Source organism: Streptomyces sp. NRRL B-3229, assembly GCF_000719505.1.
In the GTDB taxonomy this organism is placed as follows: Bacteria; Actinomycetota; Actinomycetes; order Streptomycetales; family Streptomycetaceae; genus Streptomyces; species Streptomyces griseorubiginosus.
This window is the reverse complement of sequence record NZ_JOGP01000004.1, coordinates 187,815-212,526: the sequence shown is the minus strand read 5'-3', so window position 1 is coordinate 212,526 and position 24,712 is coordinate 187,815. Positions and strand designations below refer to the sequence as shown.

Sequence of the window (24,712 nt, the reverse complement as noted above, 5' to 3'; positions counted from 1 at the left end):
GGCTCAACTAACGCTCCTGCTGGTGAGTGGGGTTCGGGAAACTGCCCGTCTGGCCGTTGCCGCCGACCTGACGACCTTGTGCGATACCCCGACGGAGATTGGTCAGCCGACCGCGTACGTCGTCAGGCGCACGCGAGACCTGCGGACCGGTTTGGTGCTGTTGCTGCTGTGCGGTTCCCGGGACGAGGTTCGCCCTGGGCACCCGGCGCGGGAGACCGGAGGTGGTGACACCGCCCGCCGCCGGCTGCCGCACGCGCTCCGCCTGCCGGACGAGATCGTCGTTCGGAGAGGAACGCCAGGCCGAGGAGGCCGTGGGCCGCTGCGGGGCCGCAGCGGAACTCTGGGGGGCCGGCGCCTGCTGCGGCGGCCGCGGGGCCGCCGCGGCGGAGGAGCCGTTGCCGTTGGCCGGCTGTCCCTGACCGTTCTGACCGCCCTGACCGCCGTGGAACCAGTTGGTCTCCAGCGTGTCGTACAGCGGAGTACGGCCGTCACCGGGGCCCGAGGCCGGGGGCAGCGCCTCCGGCTCCTGGCGGACCGGCCGCTGCTGCGGACGCGGCGGCATGGGCGGCCGCGGGGCGCCGAAGTCGGGACCGCCCGCCTGGGGGCGCTCGAACTGACCCGTGTGCGCGGGGTCCTGACGGCCCGGCAGGGAGTGCTGCCCGGTCGAGCTGCCGTCGAAGCCCGGCATGTTGAACTGGCCCGTCGAACCGCTGTCGTACGCCTGCGGACCCGGGAACTGCCCCGAGCCGCCGTTCTGCCCGGCCGGATTGCCGTAGACGTCCGAGCGGACGAAGGAACCCGTGCTCTGCTGGGTGTTGGCGTCCGGGCGGGGGAACTCGCCCGTGTCCTGAGAGCCGTTGGCACCGGGCCGCGGGAACTGACCCGTGCCCTGCGCGCCGTTGGCACCGGGCCGCGGGAGGTCGTTGCGGGGAGCGATCGCACCGGGCCGCGGGAACTGGCCGGTGTTCTGCGGGGCGCCGAAGTCCGGGCGGGGGAACTCCGAGGTGGCCGCGGGGCTGTGGTGCTCCTCGATCCGCGGCATGCGGGAGGTGGCCGCCGGGTCCTGCTCGTCGTGGCCGCGCGGTACGTCGAGGGAGGCGCGCGGCACCGGCGGCTGCGCGTTCTCGTCGCTCCAACTGGGCGTGCGGGGCTGGTCGTTGCCGCCGGGCAGCTCGGCCCGCGGGCCACCGCGACCCGGCAGCTGCGGCCGACGGCGCCGGGAGCCCTGCTCGGGAGCCTGGCCGCCCTTGGGGGCCTGCGCCTGCGGCGGGACCGGAGTCCGGGAGCCGAAGGCGTCCTGGCCGGCACCGAAGGAGTTCTGTCCGCCGAACGAGTCCTGGCCGCCGAAGGCGTCCTGCGCGCTGAAGGCGTCCTGGCCCGGCCCACCGGTACCCGCGGCCTGGAGGCCCTGCGGGGCGCCCGGCGCCTGGCCGCCGAACCCGGCACCCGCCGGAGCGGGCCGGCCCTGCGGGGGGACACCCGGACCCTGCGGTCCGCCCGGCGCACCGGGGCGACCGCCCTGGCCACTGCCGGGCAGCGCGGCCCGCGGTCCCTGACCGGCGTTCAGTCGGCCGCCCGAGGGGGCGCCGGCACCGAGGGCACCTGCGCCACCGGGCGCACCGCCGAGGGCGCCCCCCTGGCCGTTGCCGCCGCGGCGGGCCGAGGCCACACCGGCGGCGGCCTGGGCCGCGGCGGGGGCGCCGGGGCCACCCTGGCCGGGCTTGGGCTGCGGCTTCTTGCCGCCCTGGGCGACATCGACGGGCAGCATGACCAGCGCGGTCGTGCCACCGGAGTCGGAGGGACGCAGCTGGATGCGGATGCCGTGCCGCTGGGACAGCCGGCCGACCACGAACAGACCCATGCGGCGGGAGACCGAGACGTCCACGGTGGGCGGCGAGGCGAGCCGCTCGTTGATCGCCGCGAGGTCCTCGGGGGAGAGGCCGATACCCGTGTCGTGGATCTCGATCAGGACGCGGCCGTCGGGCAGCGCGTGACCGGTGACCTTGACCTTGGTCTGCGGCGAGGAGAACGAGGTCGCGTTCTCGAGCAGCTCGGCGAGGAGGTGCACGAGGTCGTTGACCACGCGGCCGGCCACTTCGGTGGTCGGCACGGCGGCCAGCTCGATGCGCTCGTACTGCTCCACCTCGGAGGCGGCGGCACGGAGCACGTCGACCAGCGGGACCGGACGGGTCCACCGGCGGCCCGGCTCCTCACCGGCGAGGACGAGGAGGTTCTCACCGTTACGGCGCATACGCGTCGCGAGGTGGTCGAGCTTGAACAGCGAGGACAGCTGGTCCGGGTCGGCCTCGCGGGACTCCAGTTCGGAGATGAGCGAGAGCTGACGCTGGATGAGGCCCTGCGAGCGGCGCGAGAGGTTGGTGAACATCGCGTTGACGTTGCCCCGCAGAAGGGCCTGCTCGGCGGCGAGGCGGACGGCCTCGCGGTGCACGTCGTCGAAGGCCGCGGCCACCCGGCCGATCTCGTCCCGGGAGTGCACACCGACCGACTCGACGGAGGTGTCGACGTCCTGCGGGTCGGACTCGGAGAGCTGCTTGACCAGCTCGGGCAGCCGGTCCTGGGCGACCTTGGTGGCGGTCTCCTGGAGCCGGCGCAGCGAGCGGATCATCGACCGGGCGACGACGAAGGCGCCGACCAGGGAGACACCGAGCACGAGCAGGATCAGGGCACCGGCGATGATCGCGTCGCGCTCGGTGGCGCTGCGCAGCTCGCGGGCCTTCTGCTCCATGTCCTCGAGCAGCGTGTGCTCGATGTTGCCCATCTGCTGGATCTTGGTCGAGCTGTCGTCGACCCAGTCCTTGTACGAGCGCCGGTCCAGGTCGGCCAGGCCCTCCGGCCGGCCGAAGGCGCGGTCGGCGTACTGGTCGGAGGCCTCGATGGTGGAGTTGCCGCTCTCGATGGGCTTCAGGAGCGCCTCGGCGTCGTCGTCGCCGTAGATGCTCCGGAAGGTGCTGAGATCGGACTCCTCGCTGTCGAGGGCGCCCTGGGCGTACAGCCGGTCGTTCTCGGAGAGATTGCCCAGGGTCTTGTTGTTGTCCGGCAGGGCCGCGGCGAGGACCGCGCGCTGGATGGACGCGTACTCCTTGGCGGAGGAGAAGGCCGCCAGGGCACGCGTGCGCTGGATCATGTCCGGGTTGCTGGTGGCCTCGGCCATGTCCTGGGAGAGGTCCAGCAGGTGGGTGATCAGCCGGTGGTAGGACTCCACCGTCTGGGTCGCGTTGCCCTTGGTGTCGTAGGCGTCGGTGCGGATCTTGTTCAGCGTGTCCAGGTCGCGGACCAGGCCGACGAGGCTGTCGCGGACGCCCTGGAGGTTGCCGTCCTTGCTGGAGGTGTCGATGTCCTCGGCGGCGTTGACGAAGTTGGTCGCGGCCCGGTCCGTCTTGTCCCGGTAGCCCTTGACCGTGATGTTGCTCGCCGTGGAGTCGTGCGCCAGCGGGCCCGCCGACTGGTCGCGCTCGTCCTGGAGCGCGGCCGCCAGCTCGGTGGCCTGCTTGGTCATCTCCGTCAGCAGCTTCATGTTGTCGAGCTGCTGGATGTCGTCCATGGAGTCGTTGATGCGCAGCGCGCCCAGCGAGGTGGCCGCCACCACGGGGAGCGCGAGCAGCGACACCAGGCGGGTGGAGATCCGCCAGTTGCGCAGGGCTATTCGCGATCCGGGGCCGGTCGGGCCCTTCGGGGGCTTCACCGGTGGTGTCGCCGGAGCCGCCGGGCCCGAGGACGCCGACGAGCCGAGACGGCCGGGGCCGCCGTCAGCCGACGGAGCCGGGCCCGGGTTCTGGGCGTGCTGGGGGGAGGAACTGCCGACATTGGGGCCAGTCCCGCCGTGCCGCTCCGGCTCGGCCGAAGCGCTGCCATCCCTCTTGAAACGTCCCTGCACTAGCGTCGCAACCTCTGGACCAGGCACCTCTCCGCAGAACGGAGAAGCACGGTGTCGGCGTTGTGGGGAGCGCCCTGAATGCGCACCCCGGTGGATCATGAGTGACCCGGCGCTGCTCCCCCTGTCTCACCGCCGCTCGGCGCTTCCCTGCGCCCCCTGTGCGCCGGCTCGATCCCGCAGCGGTCCGTGGAATTCCAGCACAGTGCCGGATCTCCAACAAGGTCCATGGGTCAGACCGTGACCTAGGTGACACCAAGTGAGGACTGAGTCACCCGACGTGGAAACAGTTCTGGTGGAAATCGGGCATCTCTCCGCGAGTCCCACCCCGGTCAAGGGTGTCCCAGTCGCCATGATCAGGAGCGGAATGAGGGCTTCAGGGAGTCAATGTCCGTTTCGTTGGGGTGGGTTGCGGCTCACAATTGTCCGGTTTGCCCGCACGTCAGTGAGCAAACTCACATGCCGATCATTGAGTCTTCGCGACGGCAGAGGGGAATGGCGCGCATAGCCTGACGCTTTACAAGAGTGACACTTCTGTCGAACCCACCACATCCGAGGTCGAGTACAACCGTGAAGACGACGATGATGTTCCGCAACATTGCCAACCCGCGGCGCACGACGCTGGTGCACGTCAAGAACGCCGGCGAACTGCACACCCCGGAGCAGCCGGAGCACACCCTCGATCTCCCGGCCCAGACCGCCAACCCGCGGCGGACGGTCCTGATGGAGATCCCGGTCTCCGCAGCCGCAGAGTAGTCGACGAGGCCCACGGGCCACCGAAGGGGCTCCCCGGCAGGCCGGGGAGCCTTCTTCGTGTCAGGCCCCGGCCAGGATCTTCCGCGCCGCGCGCAGCTTCTTCTCGTGCAGCTCGCCCAGTCTCCGCAGGGCCTCGGCGTCGGCCTTGATCATGCTCTTCTGGATCGAGGACTCCGCGGCGAACCAGACGTCCGCAAGTCCGGTCCTCTCCTTGCAGGAGACGTCGGCCTGGGCGGTGTCCTTCTCGACGGCCGACACCTCGCCCCGGACGAATGCGGGCGCCGCCATCGCCGCCATGGGGGAGGCGTAGTCGTATCCCTTCTGCTTCATGCAGGAGGACCATTTCCCGAAGACCGCCCGGACTTCCGGGACCTTCTGCGAATTCTCGTAGCTCGCCGTCGATATCCGGCTCGCCACCTCTGCTCCGGCCACGTCCTCGTAGGGCTTGCGGAATCCGAGCACCGCCGCGCCGAGACAGCCTTCGTCCGGCACCTTCTTTCCCCGGTACCGCAGCTGCGGGTTCTTCGCGGCGGGGGCCGGGGCGGACCTGTTTCCGTAGAGGACCTTGATCTGGTCCTCCGTGAGCTTCGCCTTCGGGGTCTCGGGCCGCGGCGGCATCCGGTATCCGTACCGCTCGGCGCTCGCCCTGTCCGTCAGCCCGTACCGGCGATCCTGAGCATCGGCCGGGGCCGGATTCTTCGCGGGGCGATAAGAGAGGCCGAAGTCCTTCATGCAGTCCCGGGCCAGGACCTGCTCGGCCGAGCGGATCACCTCGTAGTCGGCGTCGCTGTAGCTGTACACGGCGAGGGGAAGCCGGAAGGTGTAGCTCGCGCCCGCCGGTGAAGAGGGGCGCGGGATGCTCCCCTGTGCCGAGGGGGAAGCGCTTGAGGTGCCCGAGGCCGACGGCTCCTGCGAGGCACAGCCGACCAGCAGCGTCAGGAACAGAACGGGAATCGCCAAACGTCTCATGAGCCCAGATGTCTCTTGAAATGCACTTCTATGTTTCCCTACAGGTGGCCGGTCAGTTCCACTTGTAGCAGTTGGTACCGTTCCGGTTGAAATCGAAAGAGGCGTTCTCGTTGTACGTCCTGGCGAGCTTGTTGGCGTCCGCCAGAGGAGCGAACGTGTCGCAGGCGCCGCTGTAGTTGCTGTTGAAGAACACCGTGGCGATGTGGTCGACGCTGGCGTTCCAGAACGACGCCGCGTTGTTCTTCACGGCCTGCCCCTTGCCGCTCCCGGGGGTCAGGTACGTGTAACCCGCGAGATTGGAGACGCCGTCGTCCGTGAAAGCGGTGCGCGACCCCGAGAGTCCGCTGTTGAAATAGAAGACGGCGCAGTCGTTCGCCCAGGTGGGACAGCTCTCCCTGGCCTCCGCGTGTGCCATGGGGGCCACACCGAGAACCGCCACGGCGGCAGCGGGAACCGCCATGGCGAGAGAAAGAGCCTTACGCTTCGACTTCATGAAATCCCCTCTTTTGTGAATGCGCTGAGCAGCATTCGCGGAGATCACCCTAAAGAGCATGAAGCGATCACGACAAGCGGTTTCTGGCCAGGGGATGGCCGGGGAGTGACGGGTGCCCGCGGCCCGTCCACCTGCCCCGCCGCCCGACGACGGAGGGCCCGGACCGGTTAGCCTGGAGCCGTCCAGAGTCGGCCGTCGCACCCGCCGGCCGGCCCACGTACGCACAGTTCTCAGTGAGGGGCGCCCAGATCCCGTGCGCATCGCCAGATTCTCCATCGACGGGAATGTCGCTTTCGGCGCGGTCGAGGGCGACAAGCCGGACGAACTCGTCCTCGACATCATCAAGGGCATCCCGTTCGCGGACTTCCAGCTCTCCGGTACGAAGGTCCCGCTGAGCAAGGTGCGGCTGCTGCCCCCGGTGCTCCCCAACAAGGTCGTGGCGTACGGCCGTAACTACGCCGACCACGCGAAGGAACTGGGCAACGAGGTCCCGGACGTTCCGTTCGCCTTCTTCAAGCCGTCCACCTCGGTGATCGGCCCCGGCGACGAGATCCAGTACCCCTCCTTCTCCGCGGACGTCCACCACGAGGCCGAACTGGCCGTCGTCATCGGCCGTATGTGCCGCGAGGTCCCGCGCGAGCGCGTCAAGGACGTGATCTTCGGCTACACCTGCGCCAACGACATCACCGCGCGCGACGTCCAGAAGCGCGAGAAGCAGTGGGCGCGGGCCAAGGGCTTCGACACCTCCTGCCCGCTCGGCCCCTGGGTGGAGACCGACCTGGACCTGGGGACGGCCGCCGACCTGACGATCCAGCTCACCGTCAACGGCGAGCAGCGCCAACTCGGCCGCACCAGCGAGATGATCCACCCGATCGAGGATCTGATCGTCAACATCTCCGAGGCCATGACGCTGCTCCCCGGCGACGTGATCCTCACGGGCACCCCGGCAGGCGTCGGGCCGCTCACCGTCGGCGACGAGGTCGCCGTCACCATCGAAGGCATCGGCACTCTCACCAACAAGGTTGTCAAGCGTGGCTAGCGCACCCGTCCGCGTACGTTTCTGCCCCTCGCCCACCGGTAACCCCCATGTGGGCCTGGTCCGCACCGCCCTGTTCAACTGGGCCTTCGCCCGGCACCACCAGGGCACGCTCGTCTTCCGCATCGAGGACACCGACGCGGCCCGCGACTCCGAGGAGTCCTACAACCAGCTGCTCGACTCCATGCGCTGGCTGGGCTTCGACTGGGACGAGGGCCCCGAGGTCGGCGGCCCGCACGCGCCGTACCGCCAGTCGCAGCGGATGGACCTCTACAAGGACGTCGCCGCCAAGCTCCTGGACGCCGGCCACGCCTACCACTGCTACTGCTCCCAGGAGGAGCTGGACACCCGCCGCGAGGCCGCCCGCGCCGCCGGCAAGCCGTCCGGCTACGACGGCCACTGCCGCGACCTGAGCGCCGAGCAGGTCTCCGAGTACGTCGCCCAGGGCCGCACGCCGATCGTCCGCTTCCGCATGCCCGACGAGACGATCACCTTCACGGACCTGGTCCGCGGCGAGCTGACCTTCACCCCGGAGAACGTCCCGGACTACGGCATCGTGCGCGCCAACGGCGCCCCGCTCTACACCCTCGTCAACCCGGTCGACGACGCCCTGATGGAGATCACCCACGTCCTGCGCGGCGAGGACCTGCTCTCCTCCACCCCCCGCCAGATCGCCCTCTACAAGGCGCTGATCGAGCTGGGCGTCGCCAAGGGCATCCCGCAGTTCGGCCACCTGCCGTACGTCATGGGCGAGGGCAACAAGAAGCTCTCCAAGCGTGACCCGCAGGCGTCCCTCAACCTCTACCGTGAGCGCGGTTTCCTGCCCGAGGGCCTGCTCAACTACCTGTCCCTGCTGGGCTGGTCGCTCTCGGCGGACAAGGACATCTTCTCCACCGACGAGCTGATCGCGGCCTTCGACATCGCGGACGTCAACCCCAACCCGGCGCGCTTCGACCTGAAGAAGTGCGAGGCGATCAACGCCGACCACATCCGGATGCTCGACGTGAAGGACTTCACCGAGCGCTGCGCGCCCTGGCTGAAGGCCCCCTTCGCGCCCTGGGCGCCGGAGGACTTCGACGAGACGAAGTGGCAGGCGATCGCCCCGCACGCCCAGACCCGCCTCAAGGTCCTCTCGGAGATCACCGACAACGTCGACTTCCTCTTCCTCCCGGAGCCGGTCTTCGACGAGCCGTCCTGGACGAAGGCGATGAAGGAGGGCTCGGACGCCCTGCTGCGCACGGCCCGCGAGAAGCTGGAGTCGGCCGACTGGACCTCGCCGGAGTCCCTCAAGGAGGCCGTCCTGGCCGCCGGCGAGACCCACGGCCTCAAGCTCGGCAAGGCCCAGGCCCCGGTCCGCGTCGCCGTCACCGGCCGCACGGTCGGCCTCCCCCTCTTCGAGTCCCTCGAAGTCCTGGGCAAGGACACGACCCTGGCCCGGATCGACGCGGCCCTGGAGAAGCTGGCCGCCTGACGAAGGCACCCGTGAGGGGCGGCGACCGGGATCCCGGTCGCCGCCCCTCACGCGTCGGTGTCAGTGGCGGGCACTAGTGTTCCGGCTCGCCCGCACACAAGATCCGAAAGGCCCGTCATGCCGATGTCCCCCCGCGACTACACCTGGCTGTTCACGCCGGGCAGCACCTTCGCGTACGAGTCCGGGATCACCGGCGTGATCCACGTGGCAGACGGCGGGGAGCTCGATCTGCCCACCGGACAGGTGGTCGCCAGTGATCCGTTCGTCTACCTCGGCTCCGGGGACATCGAGCCGTTCACGGTCTCCGTGCCTCCCGGCCGCTACCGCGTGGAGGCTGCCGTCGCGACCCTCGGCCGGCCCGACGAACCCCCGGCCGACCGGCCTCATCTGCGGGTCGCGGCAGCTCGTCTGGTGATACGCGCCGAGCCCACCACGTCATGGGAGTTGGCCCTGCGTCCCGACCAGGACCCCGCCGAGCTGGGGGACGACGAGTTCTACGGCTACGGCGTGGACGCCGGGACCGGCTGCTTCTACGACGCCGCGGCCGAGGAGGCCTTCCCGGAGGCGCAGGAGGACGAGGGGCCCCTGTGGGACGCCTTCGAGAACAGCGACTGGTCCCCCGGCCCGCACCTGGTGACGTCCCCCTCCACCGGTCACACCCTCGTCACGTTCACCTCCGGCTGGGGAGACGGCTTCTACCCCACCTGGATCGGGCGTTCGGCGTCCGGCGAGGTCACCTGCTTCCTCACGGACTTCTTCGTCGCGCCCGACCCCTCCTGAGGGGCGGCAATCCCCGGACGCGGCTCCGTACCCCGGGTTACCGTCGGGTCATGAGCATTCGGGCCGTGGTCTGGGACGTCGACGACACTCTCTTCGACTACAGGGGGGCCGACCGGATCGGAATGGGGCTGCACCTGGCGGCCGAGGGGCTGCTGGCGGCCCACGACAGCGTCGAGCAGGCCATCGACCGGTGGCGGGAGGTCACCGACGCGCAGTGGGCGCGCTTCTCGGCCGGGGAGGTCGACTTCCAGGGCCAGCGGCGGGACCGGGTCCGGGTGTTCCTGGGCGAGGAGCTGACCGACGCCGAGGCCGACGCCTGGTTCCAGCGTTACATCGCTCACTACGAGACCGCCTGGTCCCTCTTCCCGGACGTCCTGCCCGCGCTGGACGCCCTCGCCGCCAGCCACCGGCACGCGGTGCTGTCCAACTCCAGCATCCACGTCCAGGACCACAAGCTGCGCGTGCTCGGGGTCCACGACCGCTTCGAGGTCATCCTGTGCGCCGCCGAGCTGGGCGTCTCCAAGCCCGAGGCCGGCGCCTTCCTCGCGGCCTGCGACGCCCTGGAGCTGGACCCGCACCAGGTGGCGTACGTGGGCGATCACCCGGAGATCGACGGGCGGGGTGCCGCGGACGCCGGGCTGCTCTCGGTCTGGATCGCCCGCGGGGGCCTGTACGCGACCGTCGAAGCCCCCGACGGCACCCACCGCATCGCTTCCCTCGCCGAACTCCCCACGATCCTCGGCGCGGATACCCGTTTTGGAGCCCCGTCCACCTTCGGGTAATGTTCTTCCTGCGCCGCCGGGGAGCGGGCCGAAAGGCCGGAAACCGGAGGAGCAGAACTAGAACAAGATCCCCGCAGGGGCTTGCGTTCCAGTGGCCTATGGTGTAATTGGCAGCACGACTGATTCTGGTTCAGTTAGTCTTGGTTCGAGTCCAGGTAGGCCAGCTCGCAGAGCTCATCTGCAAGCGGAGATCAACTCCGCGAAGCCCCCGTTGTGTAGCGGCCTAGCACGCTGCCCTCTCAAGGCAGTAGCGCCGGTTCGAATCCGGTCGGGGGTACAGATCCTTCCCGGAGGGTCAGTCCGGGTCGCACCCGCTGACTCTCATGCAGGATCGCTAGGGCCCCCGTTGTGTAGCGGCCTAGCACGCCGCCCTCTCAAGGCGGTAGCGCCGGTTCGAATCCGGTCGGGGGTACGCACTGGTCTAAACCACATTGGTCTATGGTGTAATTGGCAGCACGACTGATTCTGGTTCAGTTAGTCTTGGTTCGAGTCCAGGTAGACCAGCTCGGACCTGTGGCGGTGGAGTACTCATCGCCTACAGGCTCCACGCCCCCGTTGTGTAGCGGCCTAGCACGCCGCCCTCTCAAGGCGGTAGCGCCGGTTCGAATCCGGTCGGGGGTACGAGATGAAGGCCCTTCGCTTCGGCGGAGGGCCTTCGCTGCGTCCGGGACCGCTTGGTCCAGGGTCGCCGTCCGGTGCACCAACTCGGCGTACGGCACGAGCTGTTCGGCTCTTCGCTCGCAGCGCGACGTAGGTGAGTCGTCGGGGGCGCGGTTCCCCGCGCCCCCGAGAAGGTGAGACATGTCCCCGTCGGTGCACAGGCCTGCCGCGGCGTTGAGGCCGGCCCGGATCCGACAGGGAACCGCCCTCAACCCGTGCGGCGCAGGGCCTCGGAGAGGCGGGCCGCCGCGTCGATGACCGCCTGCGCGTGCATGCGCCCCGGGTGGCGCGTCAGACGCTCGATCGGACCGGAGACGGAGACCGCGGCCACCACGCGGTTGGACGGACCGCGTACGGGTGCCGAGACGGACGCGACGCCCGGCTCGCGCTCGCCGATGGACTGGGCCCAGCCCCGGCGCCGGACGCCCGACAGGGCCGTGGCCGTGAAGCGGGCGCCCTGGAGGCCGCGGTGCAGGCGCTCCGGCTCCTCCCAGGCCATCAGGATCTGCGCCGAGGAGCCCGCCTTCATGGTGAGCGTCGAACCGACCGGGACGGTGTCCCGGAGGCCGGACAGGCGCTCCGCCGCGGCGACGCAGATGCGCATGTCGCCCTGGCGACGGTAGAGCTGCGCGCTCTCGCCGGTGATGTCCCGCAGATGTGTGAGCACCGGGCCCGCGGTCGCCAGGAGGCGGTCCTCGCCCGCCGCGGCGGCCAGCTCGGCCAGCCGGGGGCCCAGGATGAAACGGCCCTGCATGTCGCGTGCCACCATGCGGTGGTGTTCCAGAGCCACGGCCAGCCGGTGGGCCGTGGGTCGTGCCAGTCCGGTCGCCGCGACCAGACCCGCGAGGGTGGCCGGACCGGACTCCAGGGCGCTGAGGACAAGGGCTGCCTTGTCCAGAACGCCGACGCCGCTACTGTTGTCCATGAAACGATACTCACGTCTCACTCTGTGAAACGCAAGTTCCTTTTTTCGTGAGACGCGCAACCCTTGTAGGCACAGCGGCCCGGTGACCGTACGGGCCTGGTGACGGGCGCCCGTGAACTGGGGCCGGGTGCCGTCTCCTCAAGATCTCTAGTTGGGCCGGTGGACGATCTCGCCGGCCGGAGGGAAAGCGATGGGTAGGACACTCGCGGAGAAGGTCTGGGACGACCACGTCGTCCGGCGCGCCGAGGGCGAGCCCGACCTCCTCTTCATCGATCTGCACCTGCTGCACGAGGTGACCAGCCCGCAGGCCTTCGACGGACTGCGCAAGAGCGGACGCCAGGTGCGCCGGCTCGACCTGACCATCGCGACCGAGGACCACAACACCCCGACCCTCGACATCGACAAGCCCATCGCCGACCCGGTCTCCCGGGTCCAGCTGGAGACGCTGCGCAAGAACGCCGCCGAGTTCGGTGTGCGCCTGCACCCGCTGGGCGACGTCGAGCAGGGCGTCGTGCACGTCGTCGGCCCGCAGCTGGGCCTGACCCAGCCCGGCATGACCGTGGTCTGCGGCGACTCCCACACCTCCACGCACGGCGCCTTCGGCGGTCTGGCCTTCGGCATCGGCACCTCCCAGGTGGAGCACGTGCTGGCCACCCAGACGCTGCCGCTGGTCCGCCCCAAGACCATGGCCATCACGGTCGACGGCGAACTGCCCGACGGCGTCACCGCCAAGGACCTGATCCTCGCGATCATCGCCAGGATCGGCACCGGCGGCGGCCAGGGCTACGTCCTGGAGTACCGCGGCTCCGCCATCGAGAAGCTCTCGATGGAAGCCCGCATGACCATCTGCAACATGTCGATCGAGGCCGGCGCCCGCGCGGGCATGATTGCCCCCGACCAGACCACCTTCGACTACCTCGAGGGCCGTCCGCACGCCCCCAAGGGCGAGGACTGGGACGCGGCCGTCGCGTACTGGAAGACCCTGAAGACGGACGAGGACGCCGAGTTCGACGCCGAGGTCGTCATCGAGGCCGCCGAACTGTCGCCGTTCGTCACCTGGGGCACCAACCCCGGCCAGGGCGCGCCGCTTTCGGCCCACGTCCCCGATCCTGCTTCGTACGAAGACGCTTCGGAGCGCCTCGCCGCCGAAAAGGCCCTGGAATACATGGGGTTGGAGGCCGGGCAGCCGCTGCGCTCCATCAAGGTGGACACCGTCTTCGTAGGTTCGTGCACCAACGGCCGCATCGAGGACCTGCGCGCGGCCGCCGAGCTGGTCAAGGGCCGCAAAGTCGCCGACGGCGTACGGATGCTGGTCGTCCCCGGCTCCGCGCGGGTCGGTCTCCAGGCCGTCTCCGAGGGCCTGGACGTCGTCTTCAAGGAGGCCGGCGCCGAATGGCGGCACGCGGGCTGCTCGATGTGTCTGGGCATGAACCCGGACCAGCTGGCCCCGGGTGAGCGCTCCGCGTCCACCTCCAACCGCAACTTCGAGGGCCGGCAGGGCAAGGGCGGCCGTACGCACCTGGTGTCGCCGCAGGTCGCGGCCGCCACCGCCGTACTGGGCCACCTGGCCTCGCCCGCCGACCTGTCCGACGCCCCTGCCGCCGCTGGAGTCTGAGAGTCATGGAAGCATTCACCACGCACACCGGCCGGGCCGTTCCGCTGCGTCGCTCGAACGTCGACACCGACCAGATCATCCCTGCTCACTGGCTCAAGAAGGTGACCCGGGACGGGTTCGAGGACGGACTGTTCGAGGCCTGGCGCAAGGACGAGAAATTCATCCTCAACCAGCCCGAGCGCGAGGGCGCCACGGTCCTGGTCGCCGGCCCCGACTTCGGCACCGGTTCCTCCCGTGAGCACGCGGTGTGGGCGTTGCAGAACTACGGCTTCAAGGCCGTGATCTCCTCCCGCTTCGCCGACATCTTCCGCGGTAACTCGCTGAAGAACGGCCTGCTCACGGTGGTTCTGGACCAGAAGATCGTGGACGCGCTCCAGGAGCTGACCGAGAAGGATCCCGAGGCCGAGATCACCGTCGACCTCGAGGCCCGCGAGGTGCGCGCCGAGGGCATCACGGCGAGCTTCGAGCTGGACGAGAACTCCCGCTGGCGGCTGCTGAACGGCCTGGACGACATCTCCATCACCCTCCAGAGCGAGGCCGACATCGCGGCGTACGAGGCCAAGCGGCCCTCGTTCAAGCCGCGGACGCTTCAGGTCTGACCCCGGGGCGCCCCTCCCGGGGTGACGCCGCCCCTCCTTCGGAGCAACTGAACAGGTCGAGTTTCGGCCACCCCAACACCCCCGCCGTACCCCCGATCAGCCCGATCGGGGGTACGGCCGTGTCTGCTCCCGGACTGCCCCGCGCCGTGCGACACACCCGCTCAACTTCCCACGTTAAGAAGGGTGTTGTCGGGGTACGCGTCCCTTGTCACCGTGGCTTCCCCATGTGCCCGGAAGGCCGTTTCAGGCGGCAGTTGCACCCCTGGCAGGCGACAACTCGCCCCAGATGGCACAATCTGTGCATGGAACACGACGGCCAACTCGAGCTCTATGCGGCAGTCGCGGACCAACTCAAGGAAGCGCACGCAAGAGTGCGCGCACTGCAAGTCCCGGAGGGCGTACGGATGGCGCTGACCCGGAAGCTGCTGGTCATTACGGCCGCGGCCAAGCACGACGTCGTCGAAGCGACAAGGCGTCTGGAGCGGTTCACCGCTGACCTCGACGCGGGTCGAATCCCGGAAGAGGAACGCTGAACAAGTCCAGAGCGGCCGAGTTCGTTGCGGCACAAGGGTGATAAGCCCGTTTCGTGTTTGATTTGCGGTATATATCTGCCTAACGTGCGAAAACGCTTGAACACTTTCGTTCGGGCAATGTCTCCGAAGGGGAAGACGTGAACAAGGCGCAGCTCGTAGAAGCGATTGCCGACAAGGTGGGCGGCCGCCAGCAGGCCGCCGACGCGGTCGACGCGGTCCTGGACGCCATCGTCCGCGCGACGGTCGCTGGCGACCGTGTCTCGGTCACCGGCTTCGGTTCGTTCGAGAAGGTCGACCGCCCGGCCCGTTACGCCCGCAACCCCCAGACGGGCGAGCGGGTTCGGGTCAAGAAAACCTCCGTTCCGCGCTTCCGCGCGGGCCAGGGCTTCAAGGACCTGGTCAGCGGCACGAAGAAGCTCCCGAAGAACGACGTCGCGGTCAAGAAGGCGCCCAAGGGCAGCCTGACCGGCGGGGCTTCGGCCACGGTCAAGAAGGCGGCCGCGAAGAAGGCGACCACCGCCAAGACCGCCGCCGCGAAGAAGACCACCGCGAAGAAGACGACGGCCAAGAAGACCACGGCCACCGCCAAGAAGACGACGGCGAAGAAGGCCCCCGCCAAGAAGGCGACCGGCACCGCCGCCAAGACCACGGCCACGAGCAAGACCGCCGCCAAGAAGACCACGGCCAAGAAGGCCCCGGCGAAGAAGGCGACCGCCAAGAAGGCGCCCGCCAAGAAGTCGGCCGCCCGCACCACCACCGCCAAGAAGGCCACGGCCCGCAAGAGGTAAGGGCACAGGGGCACTCACGCGCCGGGCCGGACTCCGTGACGGAGTCCGGCCCGCGGCGTGTTCAGGAGGGTTTCACATGCCTGAGAGGGCTCAGACGGGCTGAGAGTTCAGAAGAACTGAGCGGGTTCAGCCGGGCTGAGAGTTCAGAAGGACTGAGCGGGTTCAGAAGGTCTGGAGGGTCACCAGGGTGATCTTCTCGCCGTCCGTCTCGACGCGCACGCGCTGACCGGGACGCAGCAGGCGGAGGCCGCCCGCGTCGAACGCCGGCGCATCGAAGGGCACCGGGGTGCCGTCGTCGAGCAGCACCTGCCCGCTGCGGCTTTCGGGGTCGTACGTGTACGCGGTCGCCTGCATGGCCGCAGCCTACTGCCCGGGTATCAGCAGCCGCGCCGCCGCGGCGGCCGTCCGGGGGCCGACCCCCAGCGCCAGCGCCGCTCGCAGGTCCTCGCCGGTGTCCACGTCCTGGCGTACGGAATCGACGTCGTCGAGACGGAGTTCCGCGGCTCCCGAGGTGTGGTGGCGGCGCCGGGAATCCGGGCCGAAGGCCGGGCGCAATTCCTCGCCCGCCGCCGCGGCCAACAAGGTCGTGCCGAGTGCCGCCGCGTCCGGGAGAAAAGCGCGCGGGAATTCACCGGCCGCGTCGAGGACCCGGGCCAATTCCAGGGGGCGCAGCGCCGGCAGATCGGCGTTCAGGGCCGCCAGGGCGCTTTCGGGGCGCGCGGACCGTACGGCGGACGCTCCGTGCCGCAGAGCCGCGTTCAGACCGCCCCGGGGCTCGTCGGGGACGATGCGGGCGCCCAGGGCCGCCAGTTCGCGGCCGGCCAGGGCGTCGTCCGTGACGACCGCCACAGCGCGGACCGCCGGGCAGGTCAGCGCGGCCGCCACGGTGTCCTGGGCGAAGGCGAGGGCCAGACCCGGACGCACCCCGTCCCCGGCCGTGTCCGAGAGCCTGCTCTTGGCCCGCGCCAGGGGTTTCAGCGGGATGACCAACGTCCACTGCACGAGCGTTCCGTCCTTCTCTTCTCACGGTCATTGTCACTCAGTCGTCACGCGGCCCATCTGGCGGTGTCGGCGGCGGGGCGTACGGTGTTCTCGACAGACAGACGGCCCGGGGCGACACTTGTCCGGCCCCCCGGCCCAAGAGGAAGGTGTCCGCGTGCCCCGCCGCAGAATCGGCTTCTGGTACCGCCTGGCAGCGGTGATCGCCAAACCGCCGCTCGTGGTTCTGATCAAGCGGGACTGGCGCGGATTGGAGAACATTCCGGCCGACGGCGGATTTATCACCGCGGTCAACCACAATTCGCACATCGATCCCTTCGCTTACGCGCACTTTCAGTACAACACCGGGCGCGTTCCGCGATTCCTCGCGAAGAGCGGTCTTTTCAAGAAGGGATTCGTCGGCGCCGTCATGCGCGGCACCGGTCAGATCCCCGTCTACCGCGAGAGCACTGACGCGCTGAGCGCTTTCCGGGCCGCGATCGAGGCCGTGGAGCGCGGTGAATGCGTCGCCTTCTACCCCGAGGGCACCATCACCCGCGACCCCGACCAGTGGCCCATGATCGGCAAGACCGGCGCCGCGCGCGTGGCCCTTCAGACCAAGTGCCCGGTCGTCCCGGTCGCCCAGTGGGGCGCCAACGAGGTGCTGCCGCCCTACGCCAAGAAGCTCCACCTCTTCCCGCGCAAGACGCACCACGTCCTCGCCGGCCCGCCCGTGGACCTCACGCGCTTCTACGGCAAGGACATGACCCAGGACCTCCTGAAGGAAGCCACCGAGGTCATCATGGCCGCCATCACCGCCCAGCTGGAGATCATCCGCGGCGAGAAGGCGCCCGGGACGGCGTACGACCCACGCCGGGAGCGGATCGAGCAGCGGCGCCGGACCCAGGCCCAGAGCGGTCACGAGGGGGAGAAGAGCAAGTGAGCAAGCCCGTCAAGGCGGCCGTCTTCGGCACCGGTTCATGGGGTACCGCCTTCGGCATGGTGCTCGCCGACGCGGGGTGCGAGGTCACCCTCTGGGCGCGGCGTCCCGAACTCGCGGAAGCCGTCAACTCCACGCGCACGAACCCGGACTACCTCCCCGGCGTCGAACTCCCGGAGAACCTCCGGGCGACCGCGGACGCCGCCGAGGCCGCGCGCGACGCCGAGTTGACCGTCCTTGCGATCCCCTCGCAGACCCTGCGCGCCAACCTTGCCGAGTGGACCCCGCTGCTCGCGCCCGACACCGTCCTCGTCTCGCTCATGAAGGGCGTCGAACTCGGTTCCGCCATGCGGATGAGCGAGGTCGTCGAGGACGTCGCCAAGGTGGGCCAGGACCGCATCGCCGTGGTCACCGGACCCAACCTCGCCCGGGAGATCGCCGCCCGGATGCCGGCCGCCGCGGTGGTCGCCTGCACCGACGAGGCGGTCGCCACCCGCCTCCAGGCCTCCTGCCACACGCCGTACTTCCGCCCGTACACCAACACGGACGTGGTGGGCTGCGAACTGGGCGGTGCCGTGAAGAACGTCATCGGCCTCGCCGTCGGCATCGCGGACGGCATGGGGCTCGGCGACAACGCCAAGGGCTCGCTCATCACGCGCGGTCTCGCGGAGACGACCCGCCTGGGCCTGGCGATGGGCGCGGACCCCCTCACCTTCTCCGGACTCGCCGGGCTCGGCGACCTGGTGGCGACCTGCTCCTCGCCGCTGTCGCGCAACCACACCTTCGGCACCAACCTCGGCAAGGGCATGAGCCTCCAGGAGACCATCGCGGTCACCAAGCAGACCGCCGAGGGCGTCAAGTCCTGCGAGTCCGTGCTGGATCTGGCCCGCAGGCACGGCGTCGACATGCCCATTACCGAGACCGTCGTCGGCATCGTGCACGAGGGCAAGTCCCCGGTGGTCGCCGTCAAGGAGCTGATGTCGCGCAGCGCGAAGCCCGAGCGACACTGAGCTACGACCTCGCCGTTCGCCTCGTCCACCACCGGGGCGGACGCTGTATCGGGGCACTACCAACGGGTACTCTCAACGCGATATGAGCACCGAGAACCTCCCCCAGAGCCCTGAGCAGCCGCCTCGCAAGCCGCGCGTGGCCGTCGTGTTCGGCGGGCGCAGCTCCGAACACGGGATCTCCGTGGTCACCGCCGGCGCCGTCCTCAAGGCCATCGACCGGACGAAGTACGACGTCCTGCCGATCGGCATCACCCAGGACGGCCGCTGGGCGCTCACCGCCGACGAACCGGAACGCATGGCGATCACCGACCGCCGTACGCCGAACGTCACGGAGCTCGCCGAGTCGCACGAGGGCGGTGTGGTGCTCCCCGTGGACCCCGCGAACCGTGAAGTCGTCTACAGCGAGCCCGGATCGGTGCCCAAGGCGCTCGGCGAGGTCGACGTCGTCTTCCCCGTCCTGCACGGCCCCTACGGCGAGGACGGCACCCTCCAGGGCCTTCTGGAGCTCTCCGGGGTCCCGTACGTCGGCTCGGGCGTGCTCGCCTCGGCCGTCGGCCAGGACAAGGAGTACATGAAGCGGGTGTTCACCTCCTTCGGGCTCAAAGTCGGCCCGTACATGGTGATCCGGCCGCGCGAGTGGGAGCGGGACGAGTCCGCCGCCCGCAAGAAGATCATCGACTTCGCGGGCGAGCACGGCTGGCCGCTGTTTGTGAAGCCCGCGCGCGCGGGTTCGTCGATCGGCATCACCAAGGTCGACGACCTCTCCGGCCTGGACGAGGCGATCGCCGAGGCGCAGAGCCACGACCCGAAGATCCTCGTCGAGGCGGCGCTGCGGGGGCGCGAGATCGAGTGCGGGGTCCTGGAGTTCGAGGACGGCCCGCGCGCGTCGGTACCGGCCGAGATCCCGCCGCCGCAGGAGCACGCGTACTACGACTTCGAGGCGAAGTACATCGACTCGACCCCGGGAATCGTGCCGGCGCCGCTCACGCCCGAGGAGACCGCCGAGGTCCAGCGGCTCGCGGTCGACGCCTTCGAGGCGGCCTCCTGCGAGGGGCTGGTCCGCGCGGACTTCTTCCTCACCGAGGACGGCGAGTTCGTCATCAACGAGATCAACACCCTGCCCGGCTTCACTCCGATCTCGATGTACCCGCAGATGTGGGAGAAGAGCGGGATCGGCTACCCGGAACTGGTGAGCAGGCTGATCGAGGCGGCGCTGCGGAGGTCTACGGGGCTGCGGTAGCGGGGGCTCGGCCGGCTGGTCGACGGCTTGCGTCGGCCGGGCTGTGCCCGTGTCAGCCGTCCGTGACACGCTCGGCCGGTCCGGCCTCGCGTCAGCCGTCCGTGACCCGCTCGGCCGGTCCGGACCCGGAGTCAGCCGCTCGGCCGGTCCGGACCCCGCGGCAGTCCGTTCGCGGGGCTGCGGCAGATCGGCGCAGCAGATGCAGTGGACCGGCCTCGGTGGCTAGTCGGCGATTCCCTCGGGGATCGTCTTCTTGACGGCCGGTGCCAGATCCACCAGCGGTGCCATGCCGTTCCCGGTGCGCTTCTCGGGGATCGTCACCTCGACGTACGCCTTCCGCAGGGTCGTGGTGAAGCGGAAGGAGCCGTCCTCCTGCTTCTCCAGCAGCCACCCCACCCCGTTGGCCTCCACGCCGTCGGCCTCCGGATCGTCCATCTTCGAGGGCCGCTGTACACCGCACCGCAGTATGATCGCCGGGTCACCCCAGCCCGCGGTCAGCGCGGATGCCGGCTCGGGGTCCCGGCGATCCTGACCGTCGACCTTGGACGGCAGCGCCTTGTCGAGGTTCTCGCACAGCTCGGTGACGTCCGTGCCCGGGCTGGGAACCGCGGCCCGGGTGCCGTCGTCTGCTGAGGAGCAGCCCGCAATGGTGATCAGGGTGAGGAGCGCGGGCAGGCCGATGAGCCGGCGACGGAAATCAATCACCGGCCAAGGGTAGACGGGGGCTACAGATGGACCACCGGGCAGGTCAGGGTGCGAGTGATGCCGTCCACCTGCTGGACCTTGGCGACCACCATCCGGCCCAGGTCGTCTACGGTGTCGGCTTGCGCGCGGACGATCACGTCATACGGTCCTGTCACGTCCTCGGCCTGGATGATCCCAGGAATCTTGCTGATCGTCTCGGCGACGGTCGACGCCTTGCCGACCTCCGTCTGGATCAGGATGTACGCCTGTACCACGGAACCTCCAGGGCGGCCACGAGGATCATGTGGGGAAAAGGAACGCCACGGTATCGCGTCGTCGCTCACCACGGGGAGACCCGCGGGGGCGTGGACGCCCGCGCCGGGGTGCGGACACGACAGAAGTTCACGGTCCCCTCGACCGTATCGAGGACACTGATGACGCGCGACCGGGCACGGCACGGCACAGAAGGGGCGTAAGCGCCATGAAGGGCACTGTTGGTGAGCTCGGGGAGTTCGGGCTCATCAGGGAGCTCACCTCCCGTCTCACCACCACCCCGGCGGTCCGGGTGGGCCCCGGCGACGACGCCGCGGTGGTCGCCGCACCCGACCGCAGGGTCGTCGCGAGCACCGACATCCTCCTGGAGGGCCGGCACTTCCGCCGCGACTGGTCCACGGCCTACGACGTGGGCCGCAAGGCCGCCGCGCAGAACCTCGCGGACATCGCCGCCATGGGCGCGGTGCCGACCGCCCTGCTGCTCGGCCTGGTCGTGCCCGCCGAACTCCCCGTGACCTGGCCCTCGGAGCTCATGGACGGCCTGCGCGACGAGTGCCAGGTCGCCGGTGCCTCGGTGGTCGGCGGGGACGTCGTACGAGGGGACACGATCATGGTCTCCATCACCGCCCTCGGCGATCTGCGGGGCCAGGAGCCCGTCACCCGGGCCGGCGCCCAGCCCGGCGACCTCGTCGCGGTCACCGGCTGGCTGGGCTGGTCCGCGGCCGGGTACGCGGTGCTCGCCCGGGGCTTCCGCTCGCCCCGCGCGTTCGTGGAGGCGCACCGGCGTCCCGAGCCGCCGTACCACGCGGGCCCGGCCGCCGCGGCGCTCGGCGCGACCGCCATGTGCGACGTGAGCGACGGGCTGATCGCCGACCTCGGACACATCGCCGAGGCCAGCAAGGTCCGCATCGACGTGCGCTCCGGCGCGATCGACATCCCCTCGCAGATGAACGACATCGGGCAGGCCGTCGGTGTCGACCCCCTCCAGTGGGTGCTGACCGGGGGAGAGGACCACGCGATCGTGGCGACCTTCCACCCGGACGTGAAGCTGCCGGCCCGCTGGAAGGTGATCGGCGAGGTCCTCAACCCCTCGGCGCTGCCCCAGGTGACGGTGGACGGGGCCCCGTGGACGAGCAAGGGCGGCTGGGACCACTTCGGCGAGGACATCGAGCCGTGAGGCCGCCGCTGGTGCTCACGGTGGCGGGCTCCGACTCCGGCGGCGGGGCCGGCATCCAGGCCGACCTGAAGACCATGCTCGCGCTCGGCGTGCACGGCATGAGCGTGGTCACCGCGGTCACCGCGCAGAACTCCCTTGGCGTGCAGGGCGCTTGGGAGCTGCCGGTGGAGGCGGTCCGGGCGCAGTACCGCAGTGTCGTGGACGACATCGGCGTCCAGGCCGTCAAGACCGGGATGCTCGCCTCGGCCGAACTCGTCGAGACGGTGGCCGAGTTGCTCGGCTCGACCGGTGTCCCGACCGTGGTCGACCCGGTCGGTGTCTCCAAGCACGGGGACTCCCTGCTGGCTTCGACCGCCCTGGAGTCCATGCGGCACAAGCTGCTCCCGGTGGCCACGGTCGCCACTCCGAACCTCGACGAGGTGACCCAACTCACCGGTGTCCGCGTCGAGTCGGAGGCCGGCATGAGAGAGGCCGCCGACGCCGTCCTGTCCTTCGGGCCGTCCTGGGTGCTGATCAAGGGCGGCCATCTGAGCGGGGACGCCGTGGACCTGCTCACCGACGGCTCCGAGGAGCACTGGCTGCGCGCGCCCCGCCACGACAACCGCCATACGCACGGCACGGGGTGCACGCTCGCCTCCGCGATCGCCTCCCAGCTCGCGAAGGGCCGGTCCGTACCGGAGGCGGTGGCCGACGCGAAGGACTTCGTCACCGGCGCGATCGCGTCCGGCTTCGCGCTGGGCGGCGGGATCGGACCGGTGGATCACGGCTGGGCGCTGGACCGGGATCTCACGCCGGGTGCTCCGACGGCCTGACGCTGACGCCGGTCGCACAAGCGCAATGGGCACAGCACATAAGCGCAGTGAGCACAGCAAAAAGCCGGCCCACCTTGCGGTGGACCGGCTTTGCAGCGAACCAGCAGTGGCCGCGCGCTTCAGCGGTGCGTCAGCGCGAGACCTTGCCGGCCTTGATGCACGAGGTGCAGACGTTCAGGCGCTTAGGCGTCCCGCCGATCACGGTACGGACGTGCTGGATGTTCGGGTTCCAGCGACGGGACGTACGGCGGTGCGAGAAGGACACGCTGTTGCCGAAGCCCGGCCCCTTGCCACAGACGTCGCAGTTGGCAGCCACGGGTCACTCCAAAGACTTCAGATGCACTTACGGTGGGATCCCGGGCGGGCCGGGATCGAGATCGCAGGATCAAAGATCTGAGTGGCGCTGCCAGGGGAATGGCCCGATCGGGATCGGGCAACCGGAGCAGCATACAACGACTGCGCCAGTAGAACGAAACTACCATGGCTGATCAGGCACTCGCTCCCGGCCCTCTTCCGGCGGACGCCCGCCCGGGGTCTACGCTGCGTCCAGTCCAGCAGCCCGAGGAGGCGCAGGTGGCGCAGGTGCCGCAGACATTCTTCGATGCTCTCGCGGTGCGCACCTGGTGCGGTCTCGCGCTGCGGGCGCTGGGTCGGGCGCGCGAGGAGATCGACGCGATCAACGTCTATCCCGTCGCCGACGGGGACACCGGCACCAACCTGTATCTCACGGCGGAGTCGGCGGCCGCGGCCGTGGAGGCCGTCTTCGAGGCTCACAACGCCCATGACCTGGGGAAACCCGCACTCGCCGACGCCGCGCGCGCGATGGCGCACGGTGCCCTCATAGGCGCCCGCGGCAACTCCGGCACGATTCTCGCCCAGTTGCTGCGCGGCATGGCCCAGGTGCTGGCCGCCGACAGTGAGACGCCTCACACGGACGGCGAGGGACTGCGGCTCGCCCTGCGGCAGGCCGCCGACTCCGCCCGGCAGGCCGTCGCCCACCCCGTCGAGGGCACGGTCCTCACGGTCGCCTCGGCCGCCGCCGACGCGGCCGAGCACACGGACGGCGACTGCGGGACGGTCGCACGGGCCGCCTACGACGGGGCCCGCGCCGCCCTCGCCGAGACCCCGGGCCGGCTGGCCGTCCTGGGGCGGGCCGGAGTGGTGGACGCCGGCGGACGCGGGCTGGTGGCGGTACTGGCGGCCCTGGTGGAGACGTTCACCGGCGAGACGCCCAGGGCCGTCCCGGTGGCGGCCGGTCCGGAGTACGCGCGCGGGGCGGGCGCTACGGCCCTCACGTCCCCCGAGCTCGTCGCCGAGGTGTCCGACGTCTCCGCGACCCCCCTGGACGAGTGCGCCGACGGCCCGGACACCGGCGGCCCCGCCTTCGAGGTGATCTACCTCCTGGAGGCCGACGACACCGCCGTGGCGCGACTGCGGGAGCGGCTCGACGGGCTCGGCGAGTCCCTCGTGGTGGTCGGCGGCGACGGACTGTGGAACGTCCATGTGCACGTCGACGACGCGGGCGCCGCCGTGGAGGCGGGCGTCGAGGCCGGCCGGCCGTACCGGATACGGATCACCCACTTCGGCGTCGGCGACGTCCACACCACCGGCGCCGAACGGCCGCCCCGCGAGCGCGCCCAGCGGGCCGTTGTCGCCGTCGTGCCCGGCGAGGGCCTGGCCGGGCTCTACACCGAGGCCGGCGCGACCACCGTGCTCGCCCGGCCAGGGGAGCCGCCCGCGAGCGGCGAGCTCGTGCAGGCCGTACGGCGCGCCCACGCGCGCGAGGTCGTGCTGCTGCCCAACGACGCCGACCTGCGCCACACCGCCGCCGCGGCGGCCGAGCAGGCCCGCGCGGAGGGCATCCGGGTCGCGCTGATCCCGACCCGGTCCGCGGTCCAGGGCATCGCGGCGCTCGCCGTGCACGAGCCGGAGCGGCGGTTCGACGAGGACGTCGTCCAGATGACCTCGGCGGCCGGCGCGACCCGCCATGCCGAGGTCGTCGTCGCGGAACGCCAGTCCTGGACCATGGCCGGCATCTGCCAGGCCGGTGACGTCCTCGGTCTCATCGACGGGGACGTGGCCGTGATCGGCTCGGACGTCACCGCCACCGCGGAGAGCGTCCTCGACCGCATGCTCTCGGCCGGCGGTGAACTGGTCACCCTCGTCCTCGGCGACGAGGCCCCCGAGACGGTCGCCGATCACCTGGAGACGCGGGTGCGGGAGGCGTACCTCGCCGTGGACACCGTGGTGTACCGGGGCGGGCGGCAGGGGGCCGTGCTGCTCATCGGGGTCGAGTAGA

Annotated in this window: 24 protein-coding genes and 5 tRNA genes; 20 read left to right on the top strand and 9 right to left on the bottom strand. The window is 70.3% G+C overall.

The window, feature by feature from the left end; translation table 11 throughout:
• Positions 1 to 7 precede the first annotated feature (7 nt).
• Positions 8 to 3,895: a nitrate- and nitrite sensing domain-containing protein gene (locus IF54_RS0107775; protein ID WP_030315915.1), complete on the bottom strand. Its 3,888-nt coding sequence runs from the start codon at positions 3,893 to 3,895 to the stop codon at positions 8 to 10.
• Between the two features lie 567 nt (positions 3,896 to 4,462).
• Between IF54_RS0107775 and IF54_RS0107770 the strand changes: the two genes are divergently transcribed.
• The gene (locus tag IF54_RS0107770) at positions 4,463 to 4,648 is read left to right on the top strand and encodes a hypothetical protein (protein WP_030315913.1); all 186 of its coding nucleotides are present in this window, start codon (positions 4,463 to 4,465) and stop codon (positions 4,646 to 4,648) included.
• A 60-nt stretch (positions 4,649 to 4,708) separates the two neighbouring features.
• Here IF54_RS0107770 and IF54_RS0107765 read toward each other — a convergent pair whose 3' ends face one another.
• Positions 4,709 to 5,617 (bottom strand): hypothetical protein, encoded by a 909-nt coding sequence (locus IF54_RS0107765; protein WP_030315911.1) that lies wholly within the window; start codon positions 5,615 to 5,617, stop codon positions 4,709 to 4,711.
• Between the two features lie 52 nt (positions 5,618 to 5,669).
• Positions 5,670 to 6,110, bottom strand: coding sequence for a hypothetical protein (locus tag IF54_RS0107760; RefSeq protein WP_030315909.1), 441 nt, complete (start codon positions 6,108 to 6,110; stop codon positions 5,670 to 5,672).
• Between the two features lie 253 nt (positions 6,111 to 6,363).
• Between IF54_RS0107760 and IF54_RS0107755 the strand changes: the two genes are divergently transcribed.
• From IF54_RS0107755 to IF54_RS0107715, 9 genes are all read left to right on the top strand, one after another.
• Positions 6,364 to 7,149 (top strand): fumarylacetoacetate hydrolase family protein, encoded by a 786-nt coding sequence (locus IF54_RS0107755; RefSeq protein ID WP_020138708.1) that lies wholly within the window; start codon positions 6,364 to 6,366, stop codon positions 7,147 to 7,149.
• The gene (gene gltX, locus IF54_RS0107750) at positions 7,133 to 8,617 is read left to right on the top strand and encodes a glutamate--tRNA ligase (protein ID WP_078851904.1); all 1,485 of its coding nucleotides are present in this window, start codon (positions 7,133 to 7,135) and stop codon (positions 8,615 to 8,617) included. The genes IF54_RS0107755 and gltX overlap by 17 nt, the downstream gene beginning before the upstream one ends.
• 117 nt (positions 8,618 to 8,734) lie before the next feature.
• Positions 8,735 to 9,397 (top strand): DUF4241 domain-containing protein, encoded by a 663-nt coding sequence (locus IF54_RS0107745; protein ID WP_030315905.1) that lies wholly within the window; start codon positions 8,735 to 8,737, stop codon positions 9,395 to 9,397.
• Positions 9,398 to 9,447: 50 nt separating this feature from the next.
• Entirely contained in the window at positions 9,448 to 10,179 is a 732-nt protein-coding gene (locus IF54_RS0107740; RefSeq protein WP_030315903.1) for an HAD family hydrolase, read from the top strand.
• Positions 10,180 to 10,271: 92 nt separating this feature from the next.
• Positions 10,272 to 10,343: transfer RNA gene (locus tag IF54_RS0107735), tRNA-Gln, on the top strand.
• Positions 10,344 to 10,383: 40 nt separating this feature from the next.
• Positions 10,384 to 10,456 (top strand) — tRNA-Glu (locus IF54_RS0107730).
• A 62-nt stretch (positions 10,457 to 10,518) separates the two neighbouring features.
• Positions 10,519 to 10,591 (top strand) — tRNA-Glu (locus tag IF54_RS0107725).
• Between the two features lie 20 nt (positions 10,592 to 10,611).
• Positions 10,612 to 10,683 (top strand) — tRNA-Gln (locus IF54_RS0107720).
• A 44-nt stretch (positions 10,684 to 10,727) separates the two neighbouring features.
• A tRNA-Glu gene (locus IF54_RS0107715) sits at positions 10,728 to 10,800 on the top strand.
• Between the two features lie 247 nt (positions 10,801 to 11,047).
• On the opposite strand, the gene ndgR is transcribed toward IF54_RS0107715, so the two are convergent.
• Positions 11,048 to 11,764, bottom strand: a complete 717-nt coding sequence (gene ndgR / locus IF54_RS0107710) for an IclR family transcriptional regulator NdgR (protein WP_007384919.1) — start codon at positions 11,762 to 11,764, stop codon at positions 11,048 to 11,050.
• Between the two features lie 190 nt (positions 11,765 to 11,954).
• On the opposite strand from ndgR, the gene leuC reads away from it, so the two are divergent.
• The 4 genes from leuC to IF54_RS0107690 all read left to right on the top strand — a co-directional run bounded on the left by leuC (position 11,955) and on the right by IF54_RS0107690 (position 15,299).
• Positions 11,955 to 13,379: a 3-isopropylmalate dehydratase large subunit gene (gene leuC / locus IF54_RS0107705; protein WP_030315901.1), complete on the top strand. Its 1,425-nt coding sequence runs from the start codon at positions 11,955 to 11,957 to the stop codon at positions 13,377 to 13,379.
• A 5-nt stretch (positions 13,380 to 13,384) separates the two neighbouring features.
• Entirely contained in the window at positions 13,385 to 13,978 is a 594-nt protein-coding gene (leuD, locus tag IF54_RS0107700; RefSeq protein WP_030315899.1) for a 3-isopropylmalate dehydratase small subunit, read from the top strand.
• A gap of 302 nt (positions 13,979 to 14,280) precedes the next feature.
• Positions 14,281 to 14,511 carry a hypothetical protein gene (locus IF54_RS0107695; protein WP_028809826.1) on the top strand — a complete coding sequence of 77 codons (231 nt, stop codon included), beginning with the start codon at positions 14,281 to 14,283 and terminating at the stop codon, positions 14,509 to 14,511.
• Between the two features lie 137 nt (positions 14,512 to 14,648).
• Positions 14,649 to 15,299, top strand: a complete 651-nt coding sequence (locus IF54_RS0107690) for an HU family DNA-binding protein (RefSeq protein ID WP_030315897.1) — start codon at positions 14,649 to 14,651, stop codon at positions 15,297 to 15,299.
• A 162-nt stretch (positions 15,300 to 15,461) separates the two neighbouring features.
• On the opposite strand, the gene IF54_RS0107685 is transcribed toward IF54_RS0107690, so the two are convergent.
• Entirely contained in the window at positions 15,462 to 15,653 is a 192-nt protein-coding gene (locus IF54_RS0107685; protein ID WP_030315894.1) for a hypothetical protein, read from the bottom strand.
• A gap of 9 nt (positions 15,654 to 15,662) precedes the next feature.
• Positions 15,663 to 16,301, bottom strand: a complete 639-nt coding sequence (gene cofC, locus IF54_RS0107680; RefSeq protein ID WP_030315892.1) for a 2-phospho-L-lactate guanylyltransferase — start codon at positions 16,299 to 16,301, stop codon at positions 15,663 to 15,665.
• A gap of 154 nt (positions 16,302 to 16,455) precedes the next feature.
• On the opposite strand from cofC, the gene IF54_RS0107675 reads away from it, so the two are divergent.
• The 3 genes from IF54_RS0107675 to IF54_RS0107665 all read left to right on the top strand — a co-directional run bounded on the left by IF54_RS0107675 (position 16,456) and on the right by IF54_RS0107665 (position 19,467).
• Complete coding sequence (locus IF54_RS0107675) at positions 16,456 to 17,220, top strand: lysophospholipid acyltransferase family protein (RefSeq protein ID WP_020138719.1); 765 nt, start codon at positions 16,456 to 16,458, stop codon at positions 17,218 to 17,220.
• Positions 17,217 to 18,227 (top strand): NAD(P)H-dependent glycerol-3-phosphate dehydrogenase, encoded by a 1,011-nt coding sequence (locus IF54_RS0107670; RefSeq protein WP_030315890.1) that lies wholly within the window; start codon positions 17,217 to 17,219, stop codon positions 18,225 to 18,227. The genes IF54_RS0107675 and IF54_RS0107670 overlap by 4 nt, the downstream gene beginning before the upstream one ends.
• 82 nt (positions 18,228 to 18,309) lie before the next feature.
• Positions 18,310 to 19,467: a D-alanine--D-alanine ligase family protein gene (locus IF54_RS0107665; RefSeq protein WP_030315888.1), complete on the top strand. Its 1,158-nt coding sequence runs from the start codon at positions 18,310 to 18,312 to the stop codon at positions 19,465 to 19,467.
• A 222-nt stretch (positions 19,468 to 19,689) separates the two neighbouring features.
• Here the strand turns inward: IF54_RS0107665 and IF54_RS0107660 are convergent, their stop codons facing one another.
• Together IF54_RS0107660 and IF54_RS0107655 are read right to left on the bottom strand one after the other, a co-directional pair.
• Positions 19,690 to 20,172, bottom strand: a complete 483-nt coding sequence (locus IF54_RS0107660; protein WP_051735358.1) for a DUF3515 domain-containing protein — start codon at positions 20,170 to 20,172, stop codon at positions 19,690 to 19,692.
• Between the two features lie 20 nt (positions 20,173 to 20,192).
• A complete protein-coding gene (locus IF54_RS0107655; protein WP_020138723.1) occupies positions 20,193 to 20,426 on the bottom strand; it encodes an Lrp/AsnC family transcriptional regulator in 234 nt (77 codons plus the stop codon).
• A 206-nt stretch (positions 20,427 to 20,632) separates the two neighbouring features.
• Between IF54_RS0107655 and IF54_RS0107650 the strand changes: the two genes are divergently transcribed.
• Entirely contained in the window at positions 20,633 to 21,601 is a 969-nt protein-coding gene (locus IF54_RS0107650; RefSeq protein ID WP_030315884.1) for a thiamine-phosphate kinase, read from the top strand.
• A complete protein-coding gene (thiD, locus tag IF54_RS0107645; RefSeq protein WP_030315882.1) occupies positions 21,598 to 22,413 on the top strand; it encodes a bifunctional hydroxymethylpyrimidine kinase/phosphomethylpyrimidine kinase in 816 nt (271 codons plus the stop codon). Before IF54_RS0107650 ends, thiD begins: the two co-directional genes overlap by 4 nt.
• Before the next feature lie 130 nt (positions 22,414 to 22,543).
• Here thiD and rpmB read toward each other — a convergent pair whose 3' ends face one another.
• Positions 22,544 to 22,729: a 50S ribosomal protein L28 gene (gene rpmB / locus IF54_RS0107640; protein ID WP_020138726.1), complete on the bottom strand. Its 186-nt coding sequence runs from the start codon at positions 22,727 to 22,729 to the stop codon at positions 22,544 to 22,546.
• 257 nt (positions 22,730 to 22,986) lie between these two features.
• Between rpmB and IF54_RS0107635 the strand changes: the two genes are divergently transcribed.
• Entirely contained in the window at positions 22,987 to 24,711 is a 1,725-nt protein-coding gene (locus IF54_RS0107635; RefSeq protein ID WP_030315880.1) for a DAK2 domain-containing protein, read from the top strand.
• Position 24,712 lies beyond the last annotated feature (1 nt).